This window comes from Caldifarcimen microaerophilum (genome assembly GCF_055387105.1).
Genome location: NZ_AP038914.1, coordinates 2,242,835 through 2,268,572, shown reverse-complemented (window position 1 = coordinate 2,268,572; position 25,738 = coordinate 2,242,835). Strand labels below are relative to the sequence as shown.

The following is a 25,738-nucleotide window of genomic DNA, read 5'->3' as shown; positions in this document are numbered from 1 at the left end:
ATGGCGGGTCTCCGGGGAATTCACCAGGAAGCGGTGGTGGATCTGGTGCTCAAAACGCTTTACATGCACGGTTCGCTCACCCCCCAGATGATCTTTGAGCAGGTGGCCCTCCCGCCCGGCACGCTCACCGCCCTTCTCCAGCATCTCCAGCACCAGGGGTTTGTAATCCAGCGGGGTTCCACCACCACGGGTGCTGCCCTCTATTCCCTCACGGAAAAGGGGCTGGAACGGGCCTCCGACGCGCTTCGTAAAGACCCCTATGTGGGGCCGGTGCCCGTAACCCTGGAGGAGGTGGCCGAAAAGATCCAGGGCCTTCGCCCCAGTATTCGGCACGCATGGGTGGACTGGATGAACGAACACTTTGGCCTTCCCTCCCGTGACCTCGCCATCTGGCTGGAGGCGTTCCACGAGGGCGAGCCCGTCGGCATATCCGGGCCGGAGGGAAGCGGAAAAACGTTTGTCCTCAACACGCTGGAGAACTTTGTGGAAGGTGAAGTGGTTCTGCCCCACACGGCCTGGACCGATGCGGGTGCACTTCGCATGTATGCTCCGGGCCTCCATGGTCCAGGCGAGCGGGTTCAGGAAGACCCCCGGTGGATCCGAATGCGTACCCCCGTCCTTCATCTCTCCTATGCACAGGTGGTGAAGGCGTGGGAGACCCGGTATGATCCGGATCTCCGGGTGTGGGTTCCGGGGCTTCCCCTTGTGGCGGCGGGGAGCATCTTGGGGGTGGATGATGTCCCCCCGGGCGCTGCCCTGCCCCCCATGGACGATCCTGTGGTGGGCCGGATGGGGGATCGCTGGATCCGTTTCCCGTTTCGTGTGGGCATCATTCTGGCCGGGACGGAACTCACGGGAATCACCGAAGTTCTTTCTCTTCCTCCCCTTGAGGGAGAACGGGCGTTGAAGGCGGCCCGGGCGCTTGCGGATCGCCTGTCCATGGATCTCCCCGCACTGCCCGAACGCCCCTGGCGTCCTGGCGAACTGCTCCGGTTCCTCCGGTGTGTCAAAGCCTCCGGAGATCTCGAAGGATGCGCCGGCTTGCAAGACCGGGGAAAAAGCCCCACAATATAGGCGCCATGAGGATCAGGTTCCTTCTGCTTGCAGGATGGCTGGTGGCCATTCCCCTCTGGGGGGCACGTCTGGAAACCCTCGAAATCACCGTTCTTCCCCGGAGTGAGGGAAGAATCCTGGTGGATATCCGGGGAGAAGTCCAGGAGGTGACCCCCTCCCGCCCCCTCACCCTTCTCCATCTTGAGGGAATCCGCCGCCCGGTGATCAAGTTCTTTGCCCCCGACGAATGGAAATGGACGTCCGGTGTGGACGCAGTTCGGCTCGTGACGTCTATCCCGGCGGGAACCCACTCTTTCTCGGCCCAGATTGAAGGGTATCCCACGGGGGCCCTTCGGTTCCTTTCCGATCTTCCCGCTTCGGGGATTCGACTGTTTCTTCCGGAAGGCTGGGATTTTCCGGAGAAACCTGTGGATCAGGTGGATTTCCGTGGACGAAAACTCGCCGTGTATGCCCTTTCGGGGGGATTCCCCCTTGTTATCCCTCTCGGGAAAGGAAAGCCCCTGGTCTTTTTGATGGTTGCGGGGGTAATTTTTCTGCTGGCTCTCGTCGCAGGGTCTGTTTTGCTCTGGCGGCGCCGGCATCCTGCTCCTTCCCTGGAAGACATCCCGGAGGAAGAACTTCCTGGAGAGGAGACGCTGGAGGAAACCCAGGAGGTTACTCCTGAACCCGAACTCGAAGGGGAACCGGTTCCGGACGTCATCACGCCAAAAGCCGCACCTCCTTCCTCCCAGGAGCCCTCTCTCCTCACCGACCCCTTTGCCCAGCTGGGTGTGGTGGGTGAGCCTTCGGGAGAGACAGAGGTCGAGTCTGCCCCCCCGCCGGCGGAAGAAAAACCCCTCCCGGAGGGAGAAACCGACCTTCTCCACCTGGGGATGGAGGTGGGCATCCCGGCGGAAGAACCGGGGGATGTGGCGGGCCTGACCGGGAGGGAGGAGTTCCCGCCCTCACCTGACCCCGAATCTGAACCCGAATCGGATTCCCTTCTGGGAGAAAAAGGACCGGTTTCCATTGAAGAGCAACTTCTTGGCGAACGGGGCGAGGCACGGTCCATTGAGGAGGATCTTCTTGGGGAAGCGCGTCTTCCCGCCCCTGAGGCAGACCTTGAGACCCCTCCTTCTCCACCGGAGCCTTCGGAACCCGAGACCGTGCATGCCCCCGAGCCCGGGCTTGAACCAGAACCCAAATCCGAACTCCCCGCCGACGTCCCGTCGGAGCCTGAAGGAGAACCTTCTCTCCCCGCGTCTTCATCGCCGGAACCGGAAACCGATGAATCTTCCTCCCTTCTCTTTCAGCAAGCGGCTCCGGAGGGAAAAGTTGAAGCTTCTCCTCTGGACATGCTGGACGTGAAGGACATTCCGGCACAGGTGGAAGAAGAGATGCCCCATACTCCACCGGAACCCAGACCGAAGATGCAGGAGGAAGAGGAAGACCTCTATGTGGAACTGGACGAAGCCCTCCTTCCCCAGGATGATCTGGAAGTTTCCTCATCATCTCCTCCTGAACAGGAAAGGAAACCACCGGAACCTGGACGTATGACCCCGTCGGGCTCCCGGACCACCTCTTCTGATCTGGACAAGGAATCATCCGACCCCAGACATACCCCACCGATGATGTCTGGGTCGGAGCAGGAAAGCAAACCCTCTGAACCCGCGGAGCCCTCTCAGGGGACGCTTCCTCCAGAAACGGTGGAAGAAGTTCCTGAAAAACAAACGTCCGAACCACCATCTCCTCCCGTTGAACCACCCCAACCCTCACGTCCTTCCGAAACGCCGGAGCGCAAGCCCGGCCCAGCGCCATCGGCCGGGTCTCCGGAGAAAACCAGAGATCGGGAGGAGCTGATCCGACAGTGGCTTCTGAAACGCAAAAAGAGGAAAAAGTCATGAAGGTTGCGCTGGTGACCGGTGCCTCCCGGGGCATTGGACGGGCCATTGCCCTGGAGCTTGCAGAGAAAGGCTATGCCGTGGTGGTGAACTATTTCCAGAACCCGGGGAAAGCGGAAGAAGTGGTGGAGACCATCCAATCCCGGGGAGGGAAAGCCGTGGCCCTTCCCGCTGATGTGGGCCTTCCCGATGCGTGTGAACGGCTTGTGGAAGAAACCGTGCACACCCTGGGTCCTCCCCTTGTGCTCGTGAACAACGCGGGCTACTCATCGCACTACGAGATTGAGCGTCTGGATCCGGAAGAGCTCCACCGGTCCTTTGCCGTGAACCTGTTTTCCGCCTTTTATCTTTCTCGCCTTGTGGTTCCCTTCATGAAAGAAACCCGTTGGGGACGTATCGTGAACATCTCGTCCCTTCGGGCCATGACCGGGTCTCCTCACGGGCCTCACTACGCTGCGGCAAAATCCGGCATCATCGGCCTGACCAAGTCTCTGGCCCTGGCGCTGGGACCATTCGGGATCACGGTGAATGCGGTGGCTCCGGGATACACCCTCACGGACATGACCCGGAAAGCCCTGGAGGAGAAGGGGGATCAAATCCGTGCCCAGATCCCCCTCCGCCGGGAGGCCCAGCCCCACGAAATCGCGAAGGTTGTGGCTTTTCTTGCATCCGACGACGCTTCCTATGTCAACGGTGAAACCATCAACGTGAACGGCGGAATCTACGTCCGATGAGTCCACGTCGTCCATCAGGAACAGAAAAGCCCTCACGGGAACGAGAGATTCTTGTGCAGGCGGCTGAGCTGTTCAGCACGCAGGGGTATCACGCCACCCGCATGGAGGATATCGCCGAGGCCTGCGGGATCACCAAAGCCGCGCTGTATTACTATTTTCCGGGTGGGAAAACCCAGATTCTCACGGAACTGGTGGACTGGGCATGGGAGCTCCTTGTGGAAACCCCGCCGGTTCCGGAAGACCTTTCTCCCGAACAGGCCTTTGAGGCTCTCCTTCGCCATCATGCCCGGGTGTACCTTTCCCATCCCGAACTCTTCGACGTTCTGTTTCGCGAAGCCCGGGCAATTCAGGAAATCTATCAGGCTCGGCCCCGGGCTCTGGAAAAGCTCCAGAACGCACGAAGGCGGTATCTTACTCCCTATTACCGTGTGCTTGAGGGTCGGGTACCCCCGGATGAATTGCCTCATCTGATGCGGGCGATTTCGGGTCTGGTCTATGCGTTTCTTCATTTACGTCACGGAGATCCGAAGCCGGATGTGGATCATCTTGTGAAATTCGCCCGGAAGATGGCATTCGGATGAAAGGCCTCCGCGCAAGCGAACTGGCCCGGGAGCTGGATCTCACATGGAAGGGTGAAGACGTCATCCTTTCCGGGCCGCCCCGTCCCCTGGAAGAAGCCGGAGAAAACGACTGGGCGGTTCTGTTTTCCCTCCCCTACCGCGGACCGGAGAAGCGGGTCCTGGCCCTCCTGGCTCCGGACATTCCCGAATCCATCCAGGCACGGGCCTATCTCCTGTCGTCCAATCCCCGCCAGACCCTTGCGCACCTGCTTGTCCGGTGGGAGCGGCCTCCGGCTCTTCCGGAAGGCGTTCACCCCGGGGCATGGGTTCACCCCACCGCCCGGATCGGAAGAAGCGTCCGGATTGGTCCAGGGGCGTGGATCGGTCCGGGGGTGGAAATCGGGGATGGGACCTGGATCTATCCTCACGTGTTTGTGGGAGACAGCGTGCGGATCGGCCAAAACTGCCGGATCTATCCCCAGGTGACCCTCTATCCGGGCACAGTGATCGGCGACCGGGTGATCCTCCACGCCGGATGCGTGATCGGCTCGGATGGGTTTGGCTATGTTCTGGAAGAAACACCCCCCCGGAAAATCCCCCAGATCGGCCGGGTGGTGATCGAGGACGATGTGGAAATCGGCGCCAACACCACCGTGGATCGGGCAACACTGGGTGAAACCCGGATACGAAAGGGCACGAAAATCGACAACCTGGTTCAGATCGCCCATAACGTGGAAATTGGGGAAAACACCGTGATTGCCGCCCAGACGGGGATTGCGGGGAGTTCGACGGTCGGGAGTCGGGTGATCCTTGCCGGGCAGGTGGGGATCGCGGATCATGTCAGACTCGGGGATGGGGTGATTGCAACCGCCAAGACAGGGGTTTCCAAAGATGTGCCTCCCGGACAGGTGGTGTCTTCAGGATTTCACGCGCTACCTCATAAAGACCATCTCCGTTTGCAGGCGCTGTACCGTCGGCTTCCCGAACTGTGGGAGCGTCTGAAAGCCCTTGAGAAAAAGGTGAGGGGAACATGACCAGCCAGATTCTCAAGGACACTGTGGTGTTTAAAGGCACGGGACTCCATACGGGTGAACCGGCCCGGATCCGTGTCCATCCTCCTGAGCGCCTGGAAGGCATCGTGTTTCGCCGGGAGGGTGTGCGGATCCCGGCGGATCACAGGTATGTGGAGAGCACCGAGCGTTCCACCGTTCTCCAGAAAGACGGTGTGTCGGTGGCCACGGTGGAACATCTCCTGGCCGCTTTCTGGGGGATGGGCATCCATCATGCCCTGGTGGAGGTGGAAGGCCCGGAGATTCCGGCCATGGATGGAAGCGCCCTCCCCTTCGCCGAGGCCTTCCATGAAGCGCCCCGGGAAGACGTTGCCCTCCAGCCCCATACGCTGGGGGAGACGGTGGTGATTCGGGATGAGGGTCGGATGTGGATCGCCGTGCCGGACAGCACCCTCCGGCTTTCCGTCTCCATCCGTTTCCCCGGGGGATTGAATCAGTTTCTCGATGTTCCGGAAGTCACGCCGGAGGTTTTCCTCAAGGAGATTGCCCCTGCACGGACCTTTGTGTTCGCCCATGAAGTGGAAGCGATTCGGGAAGCCGGGCTTGCCCGTGGGGGCTCCCTGGAAAACACGGTGGTGCTGGAGGGGGACCGCATCCTGAATCCGGAGGGACTGCGGTTTCCAGATGAACCGGTTCGACACAAAGCCCTGGACGTTCTGGGGGATTATGCTCTTCTGGGGGTTCCGGTTCCTGCCCATCTTGTGGCCCAGCGAACGGGCCACGCTTTTCACCTTCGGGCCGTCCGGGAAATGGAGCGCTGGGTCTATACGGGGGATGGTCTTTCCATTCACGACATTCTGCGGTGGATCCCCCACCGGTTTCCCTTTCTTCTCGTGGATCGGATTCTCTCCCTCTCCGAGGACCGGGTGGTGGGGGTGAAGAACGTGACATTCAACGAGCCCTTTTTTCAGGGGCATTTTCCGGGAGACCCGGTGATGCCGGGGGTGCTGATCGTGGAAGCCCTGGCCCAGGCGGGAGGGTTTCTCCTCCTCTCCCGGGTGGAGGACAAGGAGGACAAACTGATGTATTTTGCGAGCATGGACGGGGTTCGTTTTCGTCGCCCCGTCCGTCCTGGAGACCGTCTTCTGCTGGAAGCCCGTCTGGTTGCTTTCCGGAAGCGCTTCGCCCGGATCGAAGCGGTGGCCTGGGTGGACGGAGAAAAGGCGGCGGAGGGCGTTCTTTCCGCCGTGGTGGTGGATCGCCCATGACCGACATCCATCCTTCCGCTGTTGTCCATCCCTCGGCAAAACTCGCTGAGGGGGTCCGTGTGGGTCCGGGGGTGGTGATTGAGGAAGACGTGGAGATCGGGAAAGGGACGGAGATCCTTGCCCACACGGTGATCCATGCCCATGTACGGATCGGGAAGCACAACCGCATCGGTCCGATGGCGGTGATCGGAGGACTTCCGCAGGACGTGCGTTTCCAGGGTGAAGAGAGCTTTGTGGTGATTGGGGACCACAACGTGATCCGGGAGTTTGTGACCGTTCATCGGGCGACGGGGGAAGGAGAGGCCACGCGCATTGGAAATCACAACTTTCTCATGGCCTATGCCCATGTGGCCCACAACTGCGTTCTGGAAGATCATATCGTGGTGGTGAACGGGACGCAGCTGGCCGGTCATGTGACCGTGGGGCATCACGCGGTGGTGTCCGGTCTGGTGGCCGTTCATCAGTTTGCACGCATTGGACCCTATGCCATGATCGGAGGGATGGCCCGCCTTTCCCAGGACGCACCGCCCTTCATGATCACCTCCGGCACCGACCGGGTGAGGGTGGTGGGTCCCAACTTCGTGGGGCTTCGCCGGAACGGGTTCACGAGAGAAGAGATCTCCCTTGTGAAGGCGATCTATCACCGCTTTGTGGGAGATCATCCACTGGAAGAGGCGCTGGCTTCCCTTCGGGATCTTGGCGATCACCCTCTGGTCACGGAGTTTCTGGCGTTTGTGTCGTCCTCCCGACGGGGCGTCTATCGAAAAGGAGCACAGCGATGAGTCTTCGTGTGGGTGTGGTGGGCGTTGGATCCCTGGGTCAGCATCATGCCCGGATCTTTGCCCAGATGCCGGGCGTGGAGCTTGTGGGGGTGTATGACCTGCGCAGGGATCGGGCTCGGGAAATCGCGTCCCGGTATGGCACGCGGGCCTACGAGTCCCTTGAGAACCTGTTGAACGATGTGGAGGCCGTCAGCTGTGTTGTGACCACCTCGGCACATTTTGAGGTGGGAAAGGCCGTGCTGGAGGCGGGGTGCCACCTCTTCATGGAAAAACCCATCACCCGGACCGTGGAAGAGGGAGAGGTGCTGGTCCGGATGGCCGAAGAGAAAGGGCTGGTCCTCCAGGTGGGACATGTGGAGCGATTCAACCCGGCTTTTCTTGCCGTGAAAGACCGAATCCGCAACCCCCGGTTTATGGAAATCCGGCGGCTGGCCCGCTACAATCCCCGGGGAACGGATGTGGACGTGATCCTGGATCTCATGATTCACGATCTGGATCTGGTCCTCTGGCTTGTGGAAGCTGAACCCGTCAAGGTGGAAGCCCTGGGGGTTCCCGTTTTGACGAACAAAATCGATCTGGCTAACGCCCGGATCACCTTTGACAACGGAACGCTGGTGGATGTGACCGCGAGCCGCACGTCCATGGAGCGGACCCGGAAGCTCCGGGTGTTCAAAGAAAACCTGTATGCCAGTGTCAATCTCCTGGCCCGGGATGTGGAGCTCTACATCCGGCGGGACGACGGCACGGTGTTGCCCTATTTCCCCATGGTGGACCGGTTGCAGGAGCCCCTGAAGCTGGAATTGCAGTCCTTTGTGGAGAGCGTGAAGACCGGGAAACCTCCGGAAGTGAGCGGGAGGGACGGTCTGCGGGCCCTTCGGCTTGCCCTGTGGATCCAGAGGGAGGCCAGGGCCGCCCTAGCCCGGATCGGTCTCCATCCGGAGGCCGGGGAGAAGGTATAGAAGATATGGGGAAGGGAAGGAATGAAACGGTTGCGTCGCACAACAAACACAGGAGGTGTACGATGCGGCGGTATGGACTCATGATGCTGGTCGCCCTCACCTTCGCGGCATGCAGCGGCGGGGGAAATGACGGAGGTGGCGGGAATGGAGGAGGCGGTGGAGGCGGAGGTGGAGGTGGAACCACCACCCTGGACTCGGCATCAGCAGCAAGCCTTGCGGGTTTTTATGGAGATGGGGGGATGGGAGTGGTTGATCTCGGTGCACTGGTGAGTGCCACCACCAACCCTCCCCAGAAAACCCTTCCGCAGGGATGTGATCAAGCCGGGTCCTGGAGTGGAAACACCGCGGACAACGACGGCGACGGGGTGTATGTCCAGGCCACCTTCCAGGTGAACTGTGACACCACCATGTCCGGGTCGGGTTACAGTGTTCATCTGCGGGTTCAGGGTTCGGTGACCACCACGGACAACGACGACAGCGATCCCTGGGTGGGCCGTGTGGAGTTTGCGGGCCTGAACCCTGGCGAGCCCTTTGAGTTTTTCTATGAGGGGAGCTACGGGGGACAGACGGAATCCACCACCATCCAGAACCTCGGCTACGTGGAGACCTCACGCTCCTCGGGTGCCTATGTGATCACCGGGAACTACTCTGAAACCGTCACATCCACGGCCGACAACGAAGATTATACGGCAGAGTTGAACGGCACGCTGACGTTCACGCCTTCCTCGCCCGGCTGGAACCCCGGCGACCCCGCGGATGGAACGCTTTCGGCAAACTATACGCTAAACTGGTCCACCTCCGGTATGTCCGCCCTCATCACCGGTCTCTCGGTGTCCACACCCACGCCCCTCACCCTGAGCGCGTCCTGCAACAGTGGTGAACCGGTTTCCGGGACCCTCCGGATCACAGACGGGGCCAGCAACGTGCTGGAAATCACCTGGACCGCGTGCGGGCAATACCAGGCCACCTTCAATGGCAATCCCATTCAGCCCGCCCTCTGATACGACACGCCATCCAAACGAAGAAGGGGGGCCCTCCGGGCCCCCCTTCTTCGTCCAAGCCTGTCCGGGTTTTCTCAGACTTTGACCCGCTCCCGCAATCCCTTTCCGGCACGGAAGACCACATAGTTCCGGGCCGGGATCCGGATGGGTGCACCGGTTGCCGGGTTCCGTCCGGTGCGGGCGCCCCGCCGGCGGGTGGTGAACACACCAAAACCGGGGATTCGCACAGCTTTGCCCGCATCCAGCGCCTTCGCGATGATGCCCTTGCCGGGCTCGGTTGCGAAGAGGGCGTCGATCACTTCCCGGGCCTGCTTGAGGGTGAGTCCGGTCTCTTTGGCGAGCTCCCGGACCAGATCACTTTTGGTGAGGCCTTGACGAGCCATTCTGACCCTCCTGTTAAGAAAAAACCGACCTCATCGTATAATTGTACAGGCATGACCCATGTTTGTCAAGCGTTCAGGCCCGAGGCATGGGGTTCCTGGGAGGAAGCCAGGGCCCGGGTGAGGTCATCCAGGATATCCGACACGTCTTCCAGACCCACAGAAAGGCGGAGAAATCCGGGAAGGATGCCGCTCCGGATCCGGAGATCTTCCGGAACCTTGGCATGAGTGGTGGAGGCCGGGTGGGTGATCAGGGTATCGCCGTCACCCAGAGACACCGAGAGGAGAATGAGCTCAAGGGAGCGCATCAGCCGGAAAGCCGCCTCGTCCCCACCTTTCACCACGAAGGACACCATGCCGGAAAACCCGTTCTCAAAATACTTCTGTGCCATGGGATCCCGGTCGGGATAATACACACGTTCCACGGCGGGATGCCGGCGCAAAACATCCGCCACGTGTTGCGCGTTTTCGCTGTGCCGTGCCATCCGTACATGAAGGGTCCGCATGCCCCGCAGGAGAAGATAGGCATTCCAGGGGCTCATCACCCCCCCGATGGAGATATGGAGCTCCCGAACGGGCTCCAGAAGTTCCCGGCTTCCGGCCAGAAGGCCCCCGATGAGGTCACCGTGCCCTCCGAGATATTTTGTGGCACTATGGATCACCACATCGGCTCCCCAGGCCAGGGGGCGGAAATGGTAGGGGGTTGCAAAGGTGGAGTCCACCGCCACCGGAACCCCCCGTTTGTGGGCGATCTCCACCACCCGTTCCAGATCCACCACATCCAGGGTGGGATTGGCAGGAATTTCGAGAAGAACCCAGGCCGTGCGCCCGTCCACCAGCTCAGGGAGGCGTTCCACCTCGGATGCCCGGAACGTCCGGAGTTCCAAGCCGAGGTGAGGCGAAAGTTTTTCGAGGAGGGCCCACGTTCCGCCATAGACGGGTGACTGCATCACCAGGTTGGCCCCGGGGAAGGTCCGGCTCACCACCAGGGCATGGATGGCCGCGAGCCCCGAGGCAAAGGCCATGCCCACCTCAGCCCCTTCAAGCAGGGCGATGCGCTCCTCGACCGCATCCACGGTGGGGTTGGACAGACGGGAATAGATGGGACCTTCCTCCTCGCCGGCGAAGCGCCGGGCGGCCTCTTCAGGAGAGGAAAACACAAAAGTTGAGGTTTGATACACCGGGGTCCGGTGGGCGTGATAGGCGGTGTCGATCACCCGCCCCGAACCCCGAACGGCCAGGGTGCCAAACCGCCTCTCTGAGGATCCCTCCATGATCCACAACCTCCTGGTTCAAAAAAAACAGCCCGGGATGGGGAGAATCTCCCCTCCCGGGCATCCGAACGAACAACGGCCTGCCCTCAGGCCTTCATCATCCTGCGCAGAACAAATTGCAGAATCCCTCCGTGACGATGGTATTCAACCTCCACCGGCGTATCCAGCCGGGTTTTCACCTGGAAGGTCACCACCGAGCCATCCGCTTTTTTCGCTTCCACGGTGAGCCGTTTTCCGGGGGTGAGGCCTTCGGAAATCCCGCGAATGGAATACACTTCGGTTCCATCGAGTCCCAGTTTTTCAGCGTTCTCCCCGGGAAGGAATTCAAGGGGAAGCACACCCATGCCCACCAGATTGCTCCGGTGGATCCGCTCAAAGCTTTCGGCGATGACCGCTTTCACCCCCAGAAGGGCCGTCCCCTTGGCCGCCCAGTCCCGGGAGCTTCCCGTTCCGTATTCTTTGCCGGCAATCACAATGAGGGGAATGCCGGCTTTTTTATAGGCCTCCGCAGCTTCAAAGATGGTGGTCTTTTGGCCGTTCAGGAAGTTGATGGTGTAGCCCCCTTCCACACCTGGAACCAGTTTGTTCTTGAGCCGCACGTTTCCGAAGGTTCCCCGGATCATCACCTCGTGATTCCCCCGCCGGGATCCGAAGGTGTTGAACTCATGGGGTTTCACCCCCCGTTCCATCAGGTATTTCGCAGCCGGGCTGTCGGGGGGAATGGCACCGGCGGGTGAGATGTGATCCGTCGTCACGGAATCTCCCAGAAACACCAGCACCCGTGCGTTTTCGATGTCCTTCGGATCCTCGGGTTCCAGAGGCATGTCTTTGAAATAGGGTGGCTCCTGGATATAGGTGGAATCGGGATCCCACTCGTACAGCACGCCTTCCGGTGCCTTCAGGGCCTTCCAGCGCTCGTCTCCCTCAAACACAGTGGCGTATTTTTTCCGGAAGAGTTCGGGGTCCAGAACCTTCTGCATGGTTTCCCGGATTTCCTCCATGGAGGGCCAGATGTCCCGGAGGAACACGGGTTCACCGTTGGGATCATAGCCCAGAGGTTCGGTGTCAAAGTCGATATCGATGCGACCGGCGAGGGCATAGGCCACCACCAGCATGGGAGAGGCCAGGTAGTTGGTTTTCACCAGGGGATGGATGCGGGCTTCAAAGTTCCGGTTCCCCGAAAGCACAGACGCCACCACCAGGTCTCCTTCCCGAATGGCCTCCTCGATCACCTTCGGAAGGGGACCGGAGTTCCCGATACAGGTGGTGCACCCATAGCCCACGACATGAAACCGGAGGGCCTCCAGAAACTCCAGAAGTTCTGCCCGTTCAAGATAATCGGTGACCACACGGGATCCGGGGGCCAGACTGGTTTTCACGTAGGGTTTGACCTGAAGTCCCCGTTCCACCGCTTTTTTCGCCACAAGCCCGGCCCCGATCATCACCGTGGGATTGGAGGTGTTGGTGCAGCTTGTGATGGCGGCGATCACAATGCTTCCATCCCGGAGGGTCACGATCTCGTCTCCGATCCGCACGGGAACGGCGTGGCGTGGAAGGGTGGCTGTGCCTCCTGAAGATGTCGCAGGAGATCCAGCGATGGCCCCCCCTTCGTCTTCCCACGTTTCATGATCCGGTGGTTCGTGACCGAACTCTTCTTTCAGCGTGACATAGAATCGCTGTTTGACCTCCCGGAGAGGAATGCGATCCTGCGGGCGTTTGGGGCCGGCCACGGAAGGTTCCACCGTTGAAAGGTCCAGTTCCAGAACGTCCGTATAGTCGGGATCGGGGGTTTCATCGGTGCGGAAGAGGTATTGCGTTTTGAGATACCGTTCCACCCGTTCCACCAGGTGTCCCCGGGCCGTGCCTTTCAGATAATCCAGTGTGGCCGCATCCACCGGGAAGAAACCCATGGTCGCGCCGTATTCCGGGGACATGTTGGCGATGGTGGCCCGATCGGGCACCGTGAGGTTGGAAAGCCCGGGGCCGAAGAACTCCACGAATTTCCCGACCACGCCGTATTGACGGAGCATTTCGGTCACGGTGAGCACCAGATCTGTGGCTGTGGCACCTTCCGGCAGGGCGCCCACCAGGCGAACGCCGATCACCTCGGGGAGAACCATATAGTAGGGCTGTCCCAGCATCACCGCTTCGGCTTCGATGCCCCCCACACCCCAGCCCATCACACCGATGCCGTTGATCATGGTGGTGTGGGAATCTGTTCCCAGAAGGGTATCCGGAAACGCCATGCCATCACGAACGATGACCACCTGAGCCAGATATTCCAGGTTCACCTGGTGGATGATTCCCGTGCCGGGGGGGACCACCCGAAAGTTGCGAAAGGCCTTTTGGGCCCATTTGAGGAGGGTATAGCGTTCCCGGTTCCGCTGGTACTCCAGGTCCACGTTTTTGAAAAAGGCATAGGTGGTGCCAAAGAAATCCACCTGAACGGAATGATCGATAATGAGGTCACCGGGAATCACCGGGTTGATTTTTTCGGGATTGCCACCCATCCGGGCCATGGCCGAACGCATGGCCGCAAAGTCCACCACGGCCGGAACACCTGTGAAGTCCTGGAGAACCACCCGGGCCGGCAAATAGGGGATTTCTTTGGGTTCCGGTTTCGGTTTCCATCGGGCAATGGTTTCCACGTCCTCCTCCTGGACCAGAAAACCGTCCACATTCCGCGCGGCGTTTTCCAGGAGCACCCGGATGGAAAAGGGCAGACGATCCAGAGAAATCCCCAGGGTATCGGCCAGGCGGTCCAGCCGAACAATGGTCACATCTCCTTCAGGAAGAGAAAGAACATCCCGAGCCTCTTCAAATCGACGCATCGGTCAGGGCCTCCTTTTTGCTTTAAGCATAAGGACAGCCGCCCGAACGGGCAAGGTACACACCTTCTCTGGGAAACCCACCTCGAAGCGAAATGCATATCTCAAAGCGACATGGGGATGAAAATGGCTTAGACCCCGGCTGGTTCCGGGGGAATCCTGTATCCTAACACCATGATGAAGGAAGGACCTTTTGTGTTTTCCAGACGGACCCTGCGGGTGGTGGGGGTGGACGAAAACGGATACGGTCCCCTCGCCGGTCCCCTCGTGGTCACCCGGGTGGTGCTGGAATACGAAGGAGACGATCCCCTGGAAGACCTTCAACTCCGGTATTTTCCCACCCTTCCCATCCGGGACAGCAAGGAGGTCTTTCGGCGAAGCCGGGCCTCCTATGCCCGGGGAGAAGCCGTCGCCCTGTGGCTCCTTGAGCAGGCCGGACTGCACCCTCAAAACACCCATGAACTCTGGGAGATGCTTGCACCGGCGGAAGCCCCCCTCATCCGGTCCAGTCCCTATGGGGCCAGTTTCCCTCTCCCCGTCTGGCAGAACCGACCTCTGCGGGCCCCTCGTCTCTCGGCGTTCGCCCGGGTGGTGGACATCCGGACGCGCGTGCTTCTACCCGACCACCTGCGAGGGAAAAACAAACATCAGGAAAATCTGCGCGCCTTTCTTGAACATGTGGAGGCTTCGGGTGCCCAGGTGGCCCTCCTGGGGAAACTCGGGGGCATGATCCGGTATGGGCCCCATCTCCCGGCCCCCTGCGAAGTCCTTGAAGAGCGCCGTGAGCAATCCATCTACCGGGTGGGCGACGCAACTCTCGCCTTTCTCAAAAACGCGGACAGCCGGTTTCTCCCCGTGGCCATGGCCTCCATTGTGGGAAAATATGTGCGGGAACTCCTGATGCTTGCGGTGAACCGGGCGCTGGGACATCTGGACGTCCTCCCCTGGGCGTCCGGATATCATCACGACCCCCGGACCCGCACGCTGGTGGAGGAGGCGAGAAAACGGGGGTGGGATCTCACCCGTCCGTAGGAAGCCCCAGAATCTCTCCAATCACCCTCGGATACAGCCGGTGTTCGGCCTCGTGCACCCGGGCTTCAAGCGTTTCGAGGGTGTCGTCCGGACGGATGGGGACGTCCACCTGGGCAATCACCGGACCGGTATCCACCCCCTCGTCCACCCAGTGAACCGTGACCCCCGTTTTTTGCTCTCCTGCCTCAAAAGCCCGCTGAATGGCATTCAATCCCGGATAGGCGGGGAGCAGAGACGGATGGATGTTCACGATCCTCCCCTGAAACGCCCGGACGATCTCCGGCGGAAGGATTTTCATATACCCCGCCAGCACCACAAGATCCACCGGTTCCAGGGCCTGAAGTTCCCGGAGGAGTGCCCGGTTATAGGCGTCACGGGACGGAAATGTGCGGGAAGGAAGGACCAGAACCGGCACCCCCAGACGGTTGGCCCGCCGGATCACCCGGGCCCGGGGGCGATCGGAAATCAGCTGAAACTGAACGGGCCACCCGTGCTCCCGGGCATACCGGACGATGGCCTCAAAGTTGCTTCCTGAACCGGACGCCAGAATCACAACCCTGCGGAGGGATTCCTTCATGGCTTATGCGGGAAGTTTGCGCACGAAGCGGAGGGTCATCCGTTTGCGCCACTTGTTCACCTCCACCACCTCCACCTCCACCAGGTCCCCGATCCGGATCACCTCCGGCCCCACCAGTTCGTAGTTGTCCGCATCCATCCGCCACCGTCCCTCCAGGGTTTCCACCGGCACAAGCCCTTCCACCAGAAAATCCACGAGTTCCACGAAAAATCCAAATTCGGCGATGTGGGTGACCAGACCCCGGAACACTCCCCCTATATGCTGTTTCATGTATTCCAGTTTCTTCAGGGCAAGCAGTTCCCGTTCCGCCTCATCGGCGATCTGTTCCCGTTCGTTCACGTGGAGAGCCATTTCCGTGAGCTCCTCCACCGTATAGGGGACGGGCTTCCCCTCCAGCGCTGCCCACAGGGTGCGGTGCACCACAAGATCCGGATAGCGCCGGATGGGGGATGTGAAGTGAAGATACGAAGGGGATGCAAGCCCAAAATGCCCCCGGGGCTCCGGTGCATAGCCCGCCCGCTTCATGGACCGCAGGAGAAGATAGTTCAGAAGGGGCTCCTGGGGCTTGCCTTCGGCGGCTTTCAGAATACGCTGGAGATCCTTCGATTCGGCCTCCTCCGGAAGCACCGCCCGGGCAATCCGGAAAAAGTTTTCCAGTTTGGCAGGATCGGGAGCTTCGTGAACCCGATAGAGGGTGGGGATCTTACGGGAGGCGAGGAACCGCCCCACCGCTTCGTTGGCCGCGATCATGAATTCCTCAATGATCCGGTGAGACCAGAGCCGCTCTTTGGGACGCACCGCCAGGACCGTTCCTTCCGGAAGCACCTCCACGTAGGACTCGGGAAGGTCAAAGTCCAGACTCCCCCGCTGGGAGCGCCGTTCGTGGAGGAGATGGGCAAGGTCGCTGGCCCACCCCATCCGCCGCTCCAGTTCCGGGAGGGTGTGGGCGGGAGAAGCCACAACGCTCACCTCGTCTTCAGGCTTCCCGCCCTCCAGAATCCGCTGGGCATCCTCATAGGTGAGGCGGGCACGGGAATGGATGAGGGTGCGCTCGAACGAGGCGCGAACGGGCCGGCCTTCCTCATCGAACGTGATCCACACGGAGAAGGCCAGACGATCTTCCGCCGGCCGGAGAGAACACAGATCGTTGGAGAGGATCTCGGGAAGCATGGGGATCACGCGGTCCAGGAGATACACCGAAAGACCCCGCTGGAAGGCCTCGCTGTCCAGGGGGGTGCCTGTTCGGACATAGTGGGATACGTCGGCGATGTGAACGCCCAGAAGATAACCGGAATCCAGCCGTTCCACCGAAATGGCGTCGTCAAAATCTTTGGCCGTATAAGGGTCAATGGTCCAGATGAACACGTCCCTCCGGTCCTTCCGCCTGCCCGGTTTTTTGGGAACTTCCGTAAGGAACCGCTCCACCTTCTTGGGAAACGTTTCCGAGAGGCCGAACCGGGCGATGACCACGTCGGTATCAATGGAGGGATCGTCCTTGTGCCCAAACACTTCAAGGAGTTCGGCATGGCCCTTTCGGATCCGGAACAGGACCTTGAAGTCATGCTGGAGTTTGTCCCGAAAGGCTTTGAGCGAGGAAGACGCAAGGGGGAGGAATTCCCCGTGCACGGGATCGTCCGGGATCACCCCCCACCGGTTTCGCTCTCTGGCCAGGGTACCCACAAACTTCCGGGGCCCCGCTTTCAGAATTTTGACCACCCTTCCTTCCGGGTTCCGTCCCGGTCGTTCCCGGGTGATTTCGGCCAGCACCAGGTCACCGTGCTGGGCGCGTCCCACGAGGGGAGGGGGCACGAAGAGATCCGGACCGTCTTTGCGGAGCACAAAGGCAAAGCCCGCAGGATGGCGGTGGAGCTTACCTTCCACCATGCGGTCTTCCCGGATCAGGGCATACCGGTTGCGTCCCACATACCGGAGTTTCCCCTGCCGGACCAGGGCTTCCAGCTTTGCCTTCAGGGCATCCCGGTGGGCTTTCTGAAGTCCCAACGCGGACATCACGGACCGGAGGGACAGATAGGGCCGGGGTGTGGACGCAAAGAGATCAAGAAGGGCCTGCTCGGACAGGCTTCGACTGGATGTTCTTTTCCGTTTTCCTCTTTTCTTCTTCATCCTCTCTCCTCATGCATGGGCGTGGGATCCTGAGCCGTCTGGAGACGAAAGAGGGCGGCAAACACGCTGTCCCGGGCAAGAAGATCCCCGGGAGCCCCTGATTCCCGGATCACTCCATCGGAGAGCACCACCACCCGGTCTGCCTCCAGGAGCTGAGACACCCGATGGGCCACCCAGAACACTGTCGCCTTCTCCTCCCGGAGGCGGGGAAGAAGTTTTTGAAGGATTTCCTGCTCCTTTTCTGCGTCCACATGGGAAAGGGGATCGTCCATGAGGTAGATCCGGGGCCGTTTCAGAAGGGCCCGGGCAATGGAGAGACGCTGTTTCTGACCTCCCGAAAGGGTCACACCCTTCTCCCCGATCACCGTATCCAGGTCCACTTCTCCGGCAATCCCCGCAATCTTCAGCACGTCCTGGAGTTCTTCTTCCGTGGCATCCGGTCGGGCGAGAAGAAGATTTTCCCTGACCGTGGCGGAGAAGAGCAGGGGTTCCTGGGGCACGTATCCGATCTGGCGCCGCAGTGCGGTGAGGTCCCATTGCCGAATGTCAATTCCGTCCATCCGGATGGTCCCCGGAGGAGGATCCAGGAACCGGAAAAGCAGACGGAGCAGGGTGGTCTTCCCTCCGCTTGTGGGACCGGTGATGCCCAGGAAGGTTCCGGCGGGCACGGCAAGGTCCACCTCCCACAGGGCGTATTCGTCTTCCGGTGCGTCCGGATACCGGAAGGAAAGGTTTTGAATGCTCACGTCCCCTATCATCCTTCCCGCGTGGGCATCGGGAGGGGACTGGATGCGGGGTTTCTCTTCAAGGAGGGTGAGCACCCGCCGCAGGGACGCGTTGGCCCGCTGATACAGGTTAACGGTGAAGCCCAGCGCCATCATGGGCCAGACCATCATGCCAAGATAGCTGAAAAAGGCCACAAAGGACCCCAGACTGAGTTCGCCCTGCGCCACCAGCCTCCCGCCATAGACGAGAACGAGCAGGGCACCCAGTGAAGAAAGGGTCCGGATGGTGGGTTCAAACAGGGCGGACAGGCGGGCAAGCACCAGGTTGAGACGGACAAACCGCTCGTTGTGACCGGCGTAATACCGGACCACTCCCTGTTCCTGCCGGTAGGCTTTGAGCATCCGGATGTTGGACAGAATTTTTCGTGTTTCTTCTGTGAGATCCCCGAAGGCAGCCTGGACCCTGCGAAACACCCGGTGGATCTGACGTCCCAGCACCAGGACGTGGAAGGTGAGGGGAAGGAGAGGAAGCATGGCCACCACCATGAGCTTCACCGAAAGGAGGCTCATGGCACCGATGGAGAAGAGGGTATAGAGCAGGAAATCCACAAAGGCGATGAGGCCAAACGCCAGGGCCATACGGATGGCTTCCATGTCGTTGGTGAGGTGGGCCATCACCTCTCCGAGGGACGTGCGCTGGAAAAAGGTGGCATCCAGGGTGAGGATGTGGGCATACAGCCGGTCCCTGAGCCAGGCTTCCACCCGCCGGGACGCCACAAGCAGGGTCCGCCGCCAGAGCACCCGGAGGAGAACCACCCCCAGCCCGAGCCCCAGGATCACCAGGCCCCACCGCAGAAGACCCAGGAAGGTGGCCTCCCCCCGCTCCAGTTCGTCCACCCCCACCTTCAGCACATAGGGAATACCGTATTGCAGGATGTCCACCAGGAGGAGGGTGAACACCCCGAGGATCACCCGCCTGCGCTCCAGGAAGAGGAGGCCCCAGAGGCTCCGGGGGACCTGCCTCACCCGGTATTGCAGGATTTCACCTTTTGGGATGGTCTGAAGCTTCTGCATGGTTGTTCCGGTAACGTTGACATGGCAATTGTACACGTCCCGGGGGGGACGTTCAAAAGGACACATGGCTGCACCGGCCTTGCGCAAAGGCCGCAGGATGTGCTTGTTTCATTCCGATGTGTGCTGTATCCTTTCCATACGATGCCTGAGCGCCGCAGCAGGGTGTGGATCCTTTCGCTTCTGTTGCTTTTGTTTGTGGCCTGCACTCAGGCATTTCACGGCCTTTCTCCCGAACAAAGGGTCCAGCGGATCGGACGGATCCGGTTTCCCTCGGGCTTCATCGGACTTCTCGAAGACATCATCCTTTATATGAGCCACCCTGAGGCATCCCGGTACGTCGATCGCCTCGTGGTGCTGGACAAAACGCTGAACCCTCTCCGCTCCATCGAACTGGACCAGCCCCTCGCTTTCCTTGCATCCAGGAGGGGTGTGCTCTTTTTGACTCTTTATAAGCCCCGTGTGGGATATGAACTGGTGACCTTCAACCCCCGAACGGGGGACACGGCACGGCTCTTCTTTGTGGAGGAAAAAATTCCCTTCAAGAGACATTTTTTCCTTCCCCTGAGCGATGACAGAGTCATGAGCATTTCGAATCCCGTGGAAGAATGCAAACTTCTCACTGATGACGATGTGTGCGTCTTCTGGATTTCTTCAAACGGACTTGCCGAAGTCATCCAGTTTCCCGAAGGTCGAGTGATTCGGAGGCTCACGCTCCCCGCCCGAGCTTCCCTTTATCCCATGGAAGGAGGTTTTGTCTTCTGCGTTGAGCAAAGGCAACAGTGCTTCTGGGTTGACGACTCCCTGGAGCCACAGCCTCTGGGCCTCTATGGACACGCGGACGATTGCGAAGGGTATCCCTGCAAATTCCTGTTCCTTCGCAGCCCCCGGAGAGAGTGGTTTGTGGTGTTCCCCGGAGGAACCTGGAGAAGGATTCCTGAACATTGTCGCGTCCGCTGGGAGGATGTTTACCATTTCCGCCACTACGGAGGGACCTTTTTGTGCCGAGCCTCTCCCGGAGAGGCGGAACTCCGGGACCTCAGGACCTGGGATCTTCTGGGAAAAACAAGCGGGGTCCAGGAACCGGATGATGTGTACGATGGAATTGCCCTCAAACGTGATCTGAATCAGCTTCAGATCATTCAGGGCGGAAAGGTCGTGGAAAGCCATCGGCTTGACTGCGCGGGACTCTTACCACGGGATTTCCTTTTTAACCGGGACACGGTGTATGTCCTGTACGAGGGCGCCAAAACGCTGTGTATGGACATGTACAGAATCCATGCACATTCTCGCCCATAGATCGCACGCTGGGAAAACATCGCATTCAGTACAATCATCTGGAACCGTTTCATTCTCACACGGTCGGTAGAAAGGTTGCATAGGAAAAAGGCGGGCCCTGCCTCTGGCAGGGCCCGCCCGGTTTTTCAATCCCGCAAACGTTCAGCTTTCTTCGCCTTCCTTCACCTGCTCCAGCACGAGCCCTTCGGGTCCGACGTCCACCCGGACCTTCCCTTCGGTGATCTCGCCTTTGAGAATGGCCTCGGACAGGCGGTTCTCCAGTTCCCGCTGGATCACCCTCCGGAGCGGCCGGGCACCCATCATCGGGTCAAACCCTTTCCGGGCAAGCCACTCCTTGGCCGCCTGCGTGAGTTCCAGCTCAATCCCCTGATCCTTCAGACGCTCGTTCACCCGGCGGATCAGGATGTCCACGATGGCCAGGATATGGTCAAACCGGAGGGGATGGAACACCACGATCTCGTCAATCCGGTTGAGGAATTCCGGCCGGAAATAGGCATGGACCCGCTCCAGCACCCGTTCTTTGGCCTGCTCGAAGGCTTCCTCGAACTCCCGGTTCAGCCGCTCATACTCCAGATCCAGCTCTTCTTTTTCTTTACGATAGGTTTCCTCGTCCACCTCGCCCTTCCGGAATTTCTGCTCCAGCTCCATATACCGCTTGTGGATGGCTTCAAACCGCGGGTTGAACTGCTCCATCAGGCGGACCAGGTGCTCGCTCCCAAGGTTGGAGGTCATGATGATCACGGTGTTCCGGAAGCTCACGGTGCGTCCTTGGGAGTCGGTGAGCCGGCCGTCATCCAGCACCTGAAGGAAGAGGTCAAACACCCGGGGGTGGGCCTTTTCGATCTCGTCGAGAAGAATCACCGAATAGGGTTTGCGGCGAACCGCCTCGGTGAGTTTCCCGCCTTCTTCATAGCCCACATAGCCCGGAGGCGCTCCGATGAGCTTGGCGACGGAGTGCTCCTCTTTGAACTCGGACATGTCCAGGCGGATCAGGGCATCCTCGTCCCCGAAGAGAAACTCCGCCAGGGTTTTGGCCAGCTCCGTTTTTCCCACACCCGTGGGTCCCAGGAACAGGAAGGATCCGAGGGGACGCCGCGGGTCGGACACGCCGGCCCGTGCCCGGCGAATGGCCTCCGCCACCGCCCGGATGGCGTGATCCTGGCCAATCACCCGTTTGTGGAGATGCTCTTCCATGGAGAGGAGCCGCTCCCGCTCTTCCTGAAGCATGCGGGACACCGGGATTCCGGTGAGTTCCGACACCACCTCCGCCACATCCTCGGCCGTAACCTCCACCAGGGACTCTTCTCCTTCCACGGCTTTTTTCTTCTCCAGATACTCTTTCTTCGCCGCCTTGAGCTGGTCGGAAAGTTTCTCCCACCGGGAGATGTCCCCTTCCTCCTCAGCTTCCTTCACCTGTTTCTCCAGCATCTCCACCCGCTGACGAAGGGCGGCCAGGCGGGCATCTTCCGATTCAGCCGTGAGTTCGGAAATCCGGCGTTCAAGTTCGGATTTTTCTTTCTGGAGTTTCTTGCGCGCCTCCTCATCTTTCACCCGCTCCGCCCGTTCCAGTTCTTCCTCCACCCGGCGCAGACGCTCCCGGAGCTTGAACAGCTCGTCGGAATACTGCGTCTGGATCCGCTTCCGGGCCGCCGCCTGATCCAGCACATCAATGGCCTTGTCCGGGAGTTTGCGGTTCTGGATATACCGGTGGGTGAGTTTCACCGCCGCTTCCAGGGCGTCGTCCGTGATCTTCACCCCGTGGTGCTTTTCCATCTTGGGGCGAAGCCCCCGGAGGATTTCCAGGGTGTCTTCCGGAGAAGGCTCGTCCACCCACACCGGCTGGAACCGCCGCTCCAGCGCGGCATCCTTTTCGATGTATTTGCGGTATTCGTCCGGCGTGGTGGCCCCGATCACCTGGAATTCCCCACGGGCCAGGGCGGGTTTGAGCATGTTGGCCGCGTCCACCGCGGTGCCCTCGGCTTTTCCGGCGCCCACAACGGTGTGGATCTCGTCGATGAACAGGATCACGTCACCGGCCTTCTTCACCTCTTCCAGGATGGCTTTCAGGCGCTCCTCAAACTCCCCACGATATTTGGTTCCCGCAAGGAGTCCGCCCATATCCAGTTGAAGGATCCGTTTGTTCTTGAGGTGGTCCGGCACATCTCCCGCGGCGATCCGCTGGGCGAGACCCTCCACGATGGCCGTTTTTCCAACGCCAGCATCACCCACCAGCACCGGATTGTTTTTCTGCCTCCGGGAAAGGACCTCAATCACCTGAGCGATTTCCCGGTCCCGTCCGATCACGGGATCCAGCTTCCCTTCCCGGGCCAACTGGGTGAGATCCACCGTGAAACGTTCGAGAGCAGATTTTTCCTCTTCCTGGAGCTCCTGAGAAATGCGTTTGTTGTCCATGGTTTCCCCCCTTGCACGATCCATGGCCTGAATGACCTGCGAAAGAATCTGACCGCCCACCGTCCGGGGCATCTCCAGAAGGGCGTCCACCATCTGGCTCACGCCGATGGCCTTGCCGTCCCCCCGTCCCCGGGCTTTGCGAAGCATCTCCTGAAGAAAGGCCGATGCCTCGGGCTCGGTTTTGCGGGAAGGTTCATAATGAACCAGCAGCTTCCGGATGATCCGTCGGGGATCCAGCCCGTTGTCCGCCACCTGGATAAAGGCTTCCCGGAATTTCTCCTCCACGTCGGCCATCTGATAGAGGAGCTGGTCGGTGTCTTCCGACGACAGCCCTTCTTCTGCGGCAAGCTTCCGGATGCGTTCCACGAAGGCACGGGGCACCTCCACCACGTCTTCCCGAAAGGTCCATTCCCGGGTGGACCGCTCAAATTCTTCAAACAGCGCACCGAATTCCGGGAACAGGCTCTCGATCAGGCTTCGGGGACGGCTGGTGACCGGCACCCACCGGCGGACGTGCACCCGCTCGAAATCCGTGATTCGCCGTCCGGCCAGGTGATCCCCCAGCACCTGATCCAGGTGCTCCAGCAGGGCCACGAGAGTCTTTTCCGCCAGACGAACTCCATAGGATCCGGCGAGCTGCGTGCCCACCTGATCCAGCGCCTCCCGGTAGCTCCGGGTTGCGCGATCCATCTGATCCCGGAGCTGAGACAGCGCCTTGGCAATTTCCCCTTCAAGGGCTTCGGGGGCAATCCCCCGGTTGCGCAGCCACTTCACAAAGGGGTTGTCTTCTTTCTCCCGGAAAAGGGCCCCCACAAAATGATCCGTGTCCACCACAGGGGACTCTTCTTCCCGGGCGACCTCTTCTGCCCGGTGAAGGAGCTTCCTGGCCTGTTCTGAAAGGGAAAATCCCTGAAGTCCTTTCATCGTCCACCTCCTTGCACGATGTTGTTTCGCCCGGAAGGATAAAGGACAGGGCGGGCATTGTCAAGTAATCTTATATTAAGGATTGAAGAAAATGTTTTGCGCTTGCCCATGCTCTCCGCCGGTGACTGATGCGGTTTTTCCAGGTGAGGGGGATTTCGGCGAAGGATAAGCCCCAGGGAGGATAGATGAACACCGGATCATAACCGAATCCCCCTTCTCCCCGTTCCTCCCGGGCGATCCAGCCTTCCACCTTCCCTTCGAAGAGGGCTTCCCGCCTGCCGTCCACAAAGGCCACCACCGAGACGAAAGCCGCCCGGCGATCGCTCACCCCTTCCATGAGGGCCAGGAGTTTCCGGCGGTTGTCGGCATAGGTGGCCTGTTCTCCGGCGAACCGGGAGGAAAACACGCCGGGCATCCCGTGAAGGGCGGGGACCACGAGACCCGTGTCTTCGGCCAGGGTGGGAAGTCCTGTGCGTTCAAATCCGTTGCGGGCCTTGATCAGGGCGTTTTCCACAAGGGTGAGTCCCGTTTCTTCCGGGCTTTCAAACCCGAGATCCCCCAGGCTTTTGAGTTCCACGGGAAGGTCCTTCAGGATCTCCCGGATCTCCCGGAGTTTGTCCGGGTTGCCCGTGGCGATGAGGAGGGTTTTCATGGAACCAGGTCCTTCGGGTGACGGAGGAGGGGAAGGGGTTCTTCTTCAAGATCGTGGTCTTGCCAGCGCACCCGATAGGCCCGGGCATCGGGGTGGGCCTGGATGACGCCTACGGGCTGTTCGTTTTCAAAGAGCACGGCGGCACCGTCGTCGATGGCGATTCCTTCCCGGATCACGCCTTCCTGAAGGAACCGGCGGGTTGCGGGTTTGCGGTCTTTCTCCAGGCGGTAGTGGGGGATCCCGCACCCGGGAAGCCAGGAAAGTCCCGGAATCACCCGGAGTTCTTCCTCCCAGGAATCGGTGAGGGCCTGTTCAAACCAGCCGATGGCGCCGGCGCTCACACCGCCGAGAAGGATACCCTCTTCATACCGCATGCGCAAAATGGTGTCCAGCCCCCATGCTTTCCACACGGCCAGCATGCTGAAGGTGTTGCCTCCGCCGACATAGACGGCGTCCACTTCGGCGAACGTCTTTTCCAGGTCGGGGGTGCGCTGAAACAGGGGAACCACCCGGGGAACCGCCCCCATCCGCACGCACCGCCACACGAAGAGTTCCACCCCTCCCATGCGGTCTCCGCTTGCCGTGCCGAGATAGGCCACCACGGGAGAGGGTTTGCCCACAAGGTCCAGAAACGCCCGGAACAGGCGATCCCCGGTCTCCCGGTCCCCCATGCCTCCGATGGCCAGAATTCGCCGTTTCACCTTTTTATCCATTGTTCCAGAAAAGCCATGACGGTTGCCCGGGTTCGTCTTTTCCGTCGTTCTGTCATGAGAAGCGCGTTGCTGACGCATCCAGCACGAAGGTCGCTCGGGCCTTCACATCCGGCCTTCCTCCACGAGCTCCTTGATGTTCAATCCCTGAAGTCTTTGTCCTTTGCGCAATTTCCGGATGGCCTGAATCGTTTCTTTTACGTTTTGACGGCGGGGCGACAGGCCTTCCAGGACCGCGATGGGGACGCCATGACGGGTGATGACAAATCGTTCTCCCTTCTCGACCCGCCGAAGGAGTTCGGCGAATCTCGCTCTTGCCTCACAGGCTCCAATTTCAGGCATTTCGCCCATCTCCTTTTGACTCGTCTGCGACCAGTCTGAACATACGGGTTTGCCATCGTTCCGTCAATTGTACACTTCATCCAGCGTGACCCTAACCTCCAGAGGTCCGGGAGAAGTTCT

The 25,738-nt window shown here is 60.3% G+C and carries 22 protein-coding genes; 10 read left to right on the top strand and 12 right to left on the bottom strand.

The annotated features are described in order from the left end of the window. From AC6HU3_RS10675 to AC6HU3_RS10635, 9 genes are all read left to right on the top strand, one after another. Positions 1-1,074 (top strand): winged helix DNA-binding protein, encoded by a 1,074-nt coding sequence (locus AC6HU3_RS10675; RefSeq protein WP_497473742.1) that lies wholly within the window; start codon positions 1-3, stop codon positions 1,072-1,074. 5 nt (positions 1,075-1,079) lie between these two features. After that, entirely contained in the window at positions 1,080-2,957 is a 1,878-nt protein-coding gene (locus AC6HU3_RS10670) for a hypothetical protein (RefSeq protein WP_497473741.1), read from the top strand. After that, the gene (locus AC6HU3_RS10665; protein WP_497473740.1) at positions 2,954-3,688 is read left to right on the top strand and encodes an SDR family NAD(P)-dependent oxidoreductase; all 735 of its coding nucleotides are present in this window, start codon (positions 2,954-2,956) and stop codon (positions 3,686-3,688) included. Before AC6HU3_RS10670 ends, AC6HU3_RS10665 begins: the two co-directional genes overlap by 4 nt. Next, positions 3,685-4,269, top strand: coding sequence for a TetR/AcrR family transcriptional regulator (locus AC6HU3_RS10660; RefSeq protein WP_497473739.1), 585 nt, complete (start codon positions 3,685-3,687; stop codon positions 4,267-4,269). The genes AC6HU3_RS10665 and AC6HU3_RS10660 overlap by 4 nt, the downstream gene beginning before the upstream one ends. Next, complete coding sequence (lpxD, locus tag AC6HU3_RS10655) at positions 4,266-5,282, top strand: UDP-3-O-(3-hydroxymyristoyl)glucosamine N-acyltransferase (RefSeq protein ID WP_497473738.1); 1,017 nt, start codon at positions 4,266-4,268, stop codon at positions 5,280-5,282. Before AC6HU3_RS10660 ends, lpxD begins: the two co-directional genes overlap by 4 nt. Then, positions 5,279-6,526, top strand: a complete 1,248-nt coding sequence (gene lpxC, locus AC6HU3_RS10650; RefSeq protein ID WP_497473737.1) for a UDP-3-O-acyl-N-acetylglucosamine deacetylase — start codon at positions 5,279-5,281, stop codon at positions 6,524-6,526. Before lpxD ends, lpxC begins: the two co-directional genes overlap by 4 nt. After that, complete coding sequence (gene lpxA / locus AC6HU3_RS10645; protein WP_497473736.1) at positions 6,523-7,308, top strand: acyl-ACP--UDP-N-acetylglucosamine O-acyltransferase; 786 nt, start codon at positions 6,523-6,525, stop codon at positions 7,306-7,308. Before lpxC ends, lpxA begins: the two co-directional genes overlap by 4 nt. After that, on the top strand, positions 7,305-8,267 hold the full coding sequence (locus AC6HU3_RS10640) for a Gfo/Idh/MocA family protein (RefSeq protein ID WP_497473735.1): 963 nt from the start codon (positions 7,305-7,307) through the stop codon (positions 8,265-8,267). Before lpxA ends, AC6HU3_RS10640 begins: the two co-directional genes overlap by 4 nt. Before the next feature lie 62 nt (positions 8,268-8,329). After that, positions 8,330-9,268 (top strand): hypothetical protein, encoded by a 939-nt coding sequence (locus tag AC6HU3_RS10635; RefSeq protein WP_497473734.1) that lies wholly within the window; start codon positions 8,330-8,332, stop codon positions 9,266-9,268. A gap of 74 nt (positions 9,269-9,342) precedes the next feature. On the opposite strand, the gene AC6HU3_RS10630 is transcribed toward AC6HU3_RS10635, so the two are convergent. The 3 genes from AC6HU3_RS10630 to acnA all read right to left on the bottom strand — a co-directional run bounded on the left by AC6HU3_RS10630 (position 9,343) and on the right by acnA (position 13,753). Continuing rightward, a complete protein-coding gene (locus AC6HU3_RS10630; RefSeq protein ID WP_497473733.1) occupies positions 9,343-9,651 on the bottom strand; it encodes an HU family DNA-binding protein in 309 nt (102 codons plus the stop codon). 65 nt (positions 9,652-9,716) lie between these two features. After that, positions 9,717-10,922, bottom strand: coding sequence for a trans-sulfuration enzyme family protein (locus AC6HU3_RS10625; protein ID WP_497473732.1), 1,206 nt, complete (start codon positions 10,920-10,922; stop codon positions 9,717-9,719). 86 nt (positions 10,923-11,008) lie between these two features. Continuing rightward, positions 11,009-13,753: an aconitate hydratase AcnA gene (gene acnA / locus AC6HU3_RS10620; protein WP_497473731.1), complete on the bottom strand. Its 2,745-nt coding sequence runs from the start codon at positions 13,751-13,753 to the stop codon at positions 11,009-11,011. 171 nt (positions 13,754-13,924) lie between these two features. Here acnA and AC6HU3_RS10615 point away from each other — a divergent pair, with 171 nt between their 5' ends. After that, positions 13,925-14,782, top strand: a complete 858-nt coding sequence (locus AC6HU3_RS10615) for a ribonuclease H family protein (protein ID WP_497473730.1) — start codon at positions 13,925-13,927, stop codon at positions 14,780-14,782. Here AC6HU3_RS10615 and purN read toward each other — a convergent pair. The 9 genes from purN to AC6HU3_RS10570 all read right to left on the bottom strand — a co-directional run bounded on the left by purN (position 14,769) and on the right by AC6HU3_RS10570 (position 25,618). Continuing rightward, on the bottom strand, positions 14,769-15,359 hold the full coding sequence (gene purN / locus AC6HU3_RS10610) for a phosphoribosylglycinamide formyltransferase (RefSeq protein WP_497473729.1): 591 nt from the start codon (positions 15,357-15,359) through the stop codon (positions 14,769-14,771). The genes AC6HU3_RS10615 and purN overlap by 14 nt on opposite strands. A 3-nt stretch (positions 15,360-15,362) precedes the next feature. Beyond that, positions 15,363-17,483 (bottom strand): ribonuclease R, encoded by a 2,121-nt coding sequence (gene rnr / locus AC6HU3_RS10605; RefSeq protein WP_497473728.1) that lies wholly within the window; start codon positions 17,481-17,483, stop codon positions 15,363-15,365. Further along, positions 17,480-19,282 (bottom strand): ABC transporter ATP-binding protein, encoded by a 1,803-nt coding sequence (locus AC6HU3_RS10600; protein ID WP_497473727.1) that lies wholly within the window; start codon positions 19,280-19,282, stop codon positions 17,480-17,482. Before AC6HU3_RS10600 ends, rnr begins: the two co-directional genes overlap by 4 nt. 108 nt (positions 19,283-19,390) lie before the next feature. Next, entirely contained in the window at positions 19,391-19,831 is a 441-nt protein-coding gene (locus AC6HU3_RS10595; RefSeq protein ID WP_497473726.1) for a hypothetical protein, read from the bottom strand. A gap of 102 nt (positions 19,832-19,933) precedes the next feature. After that, the gene (locus AC6HU3_RS10590) at positions 19,934-20,449 is read right to left on the bottom strand and encodes a hypothetical protein (protein WP_497473725.1); all 516 of its coding nucleotides are present in this window, start codon (positions 20,447-20,449) and stop codon (positions 19,934-19,936) included. A 270-nt stretch (positions 20,450-20,719) separates the two neighbouring features. Next, on the bottom strand, positions 20,720-23,914 hold the full coding sequence (locus AC6HU3_RS10585) for an ATP-dependent Clp protease ATP-binding subunit (protein ID WP_497473724.1): 3,195 nt from the start codon (positions 23,912-23,914) through the stop codon (positions 20,720-20,722). Between the two features lie 70 nt (positions 23,915-23,984). Then, entirely contained in the window at positions 23,985-24,566 is a 582-nt protein-coding gene (rdgB, locus tag AC6HU3_RS10580) for an RdgB/HAM1 family non-canonical purine NTP pyrophosphatase (RefSeq protein WP_497473723.1), read from the bottom strand. Further along, complete coding sequence (locus AC6HU3_RS10575) at positions 24,563-25,267, bottom strand: Type 1 glutamine amidotransferase-like domain-containing protein (RefSeq protein ID WP_497473722.1); 705 nt, start codon at positions 25,265-25,267, stop codon at positions 24,563-24,565. The genes rdgB and AC6HU3_RS10575 overlap by 4 nt, the downstream gene beginning before the upstream one ends. Before the next feature lie 114 nt (positions 25,268-25,381). Then, positions 25,382-25,618: a type II toxin-antitoxin system Phd/YefM family antitoxin gene (locus tag AC6HU3_RS10570; RefSeq protein ID WP_497473721.1), complete on the bottom strand. Its 237-nt coding sequence runs from the start codon at positions 25,616-25,618 to the stop codon at positions 25,382-25,384. Positions 25,619-25,738: the final 120 nt, after the last annotated feature.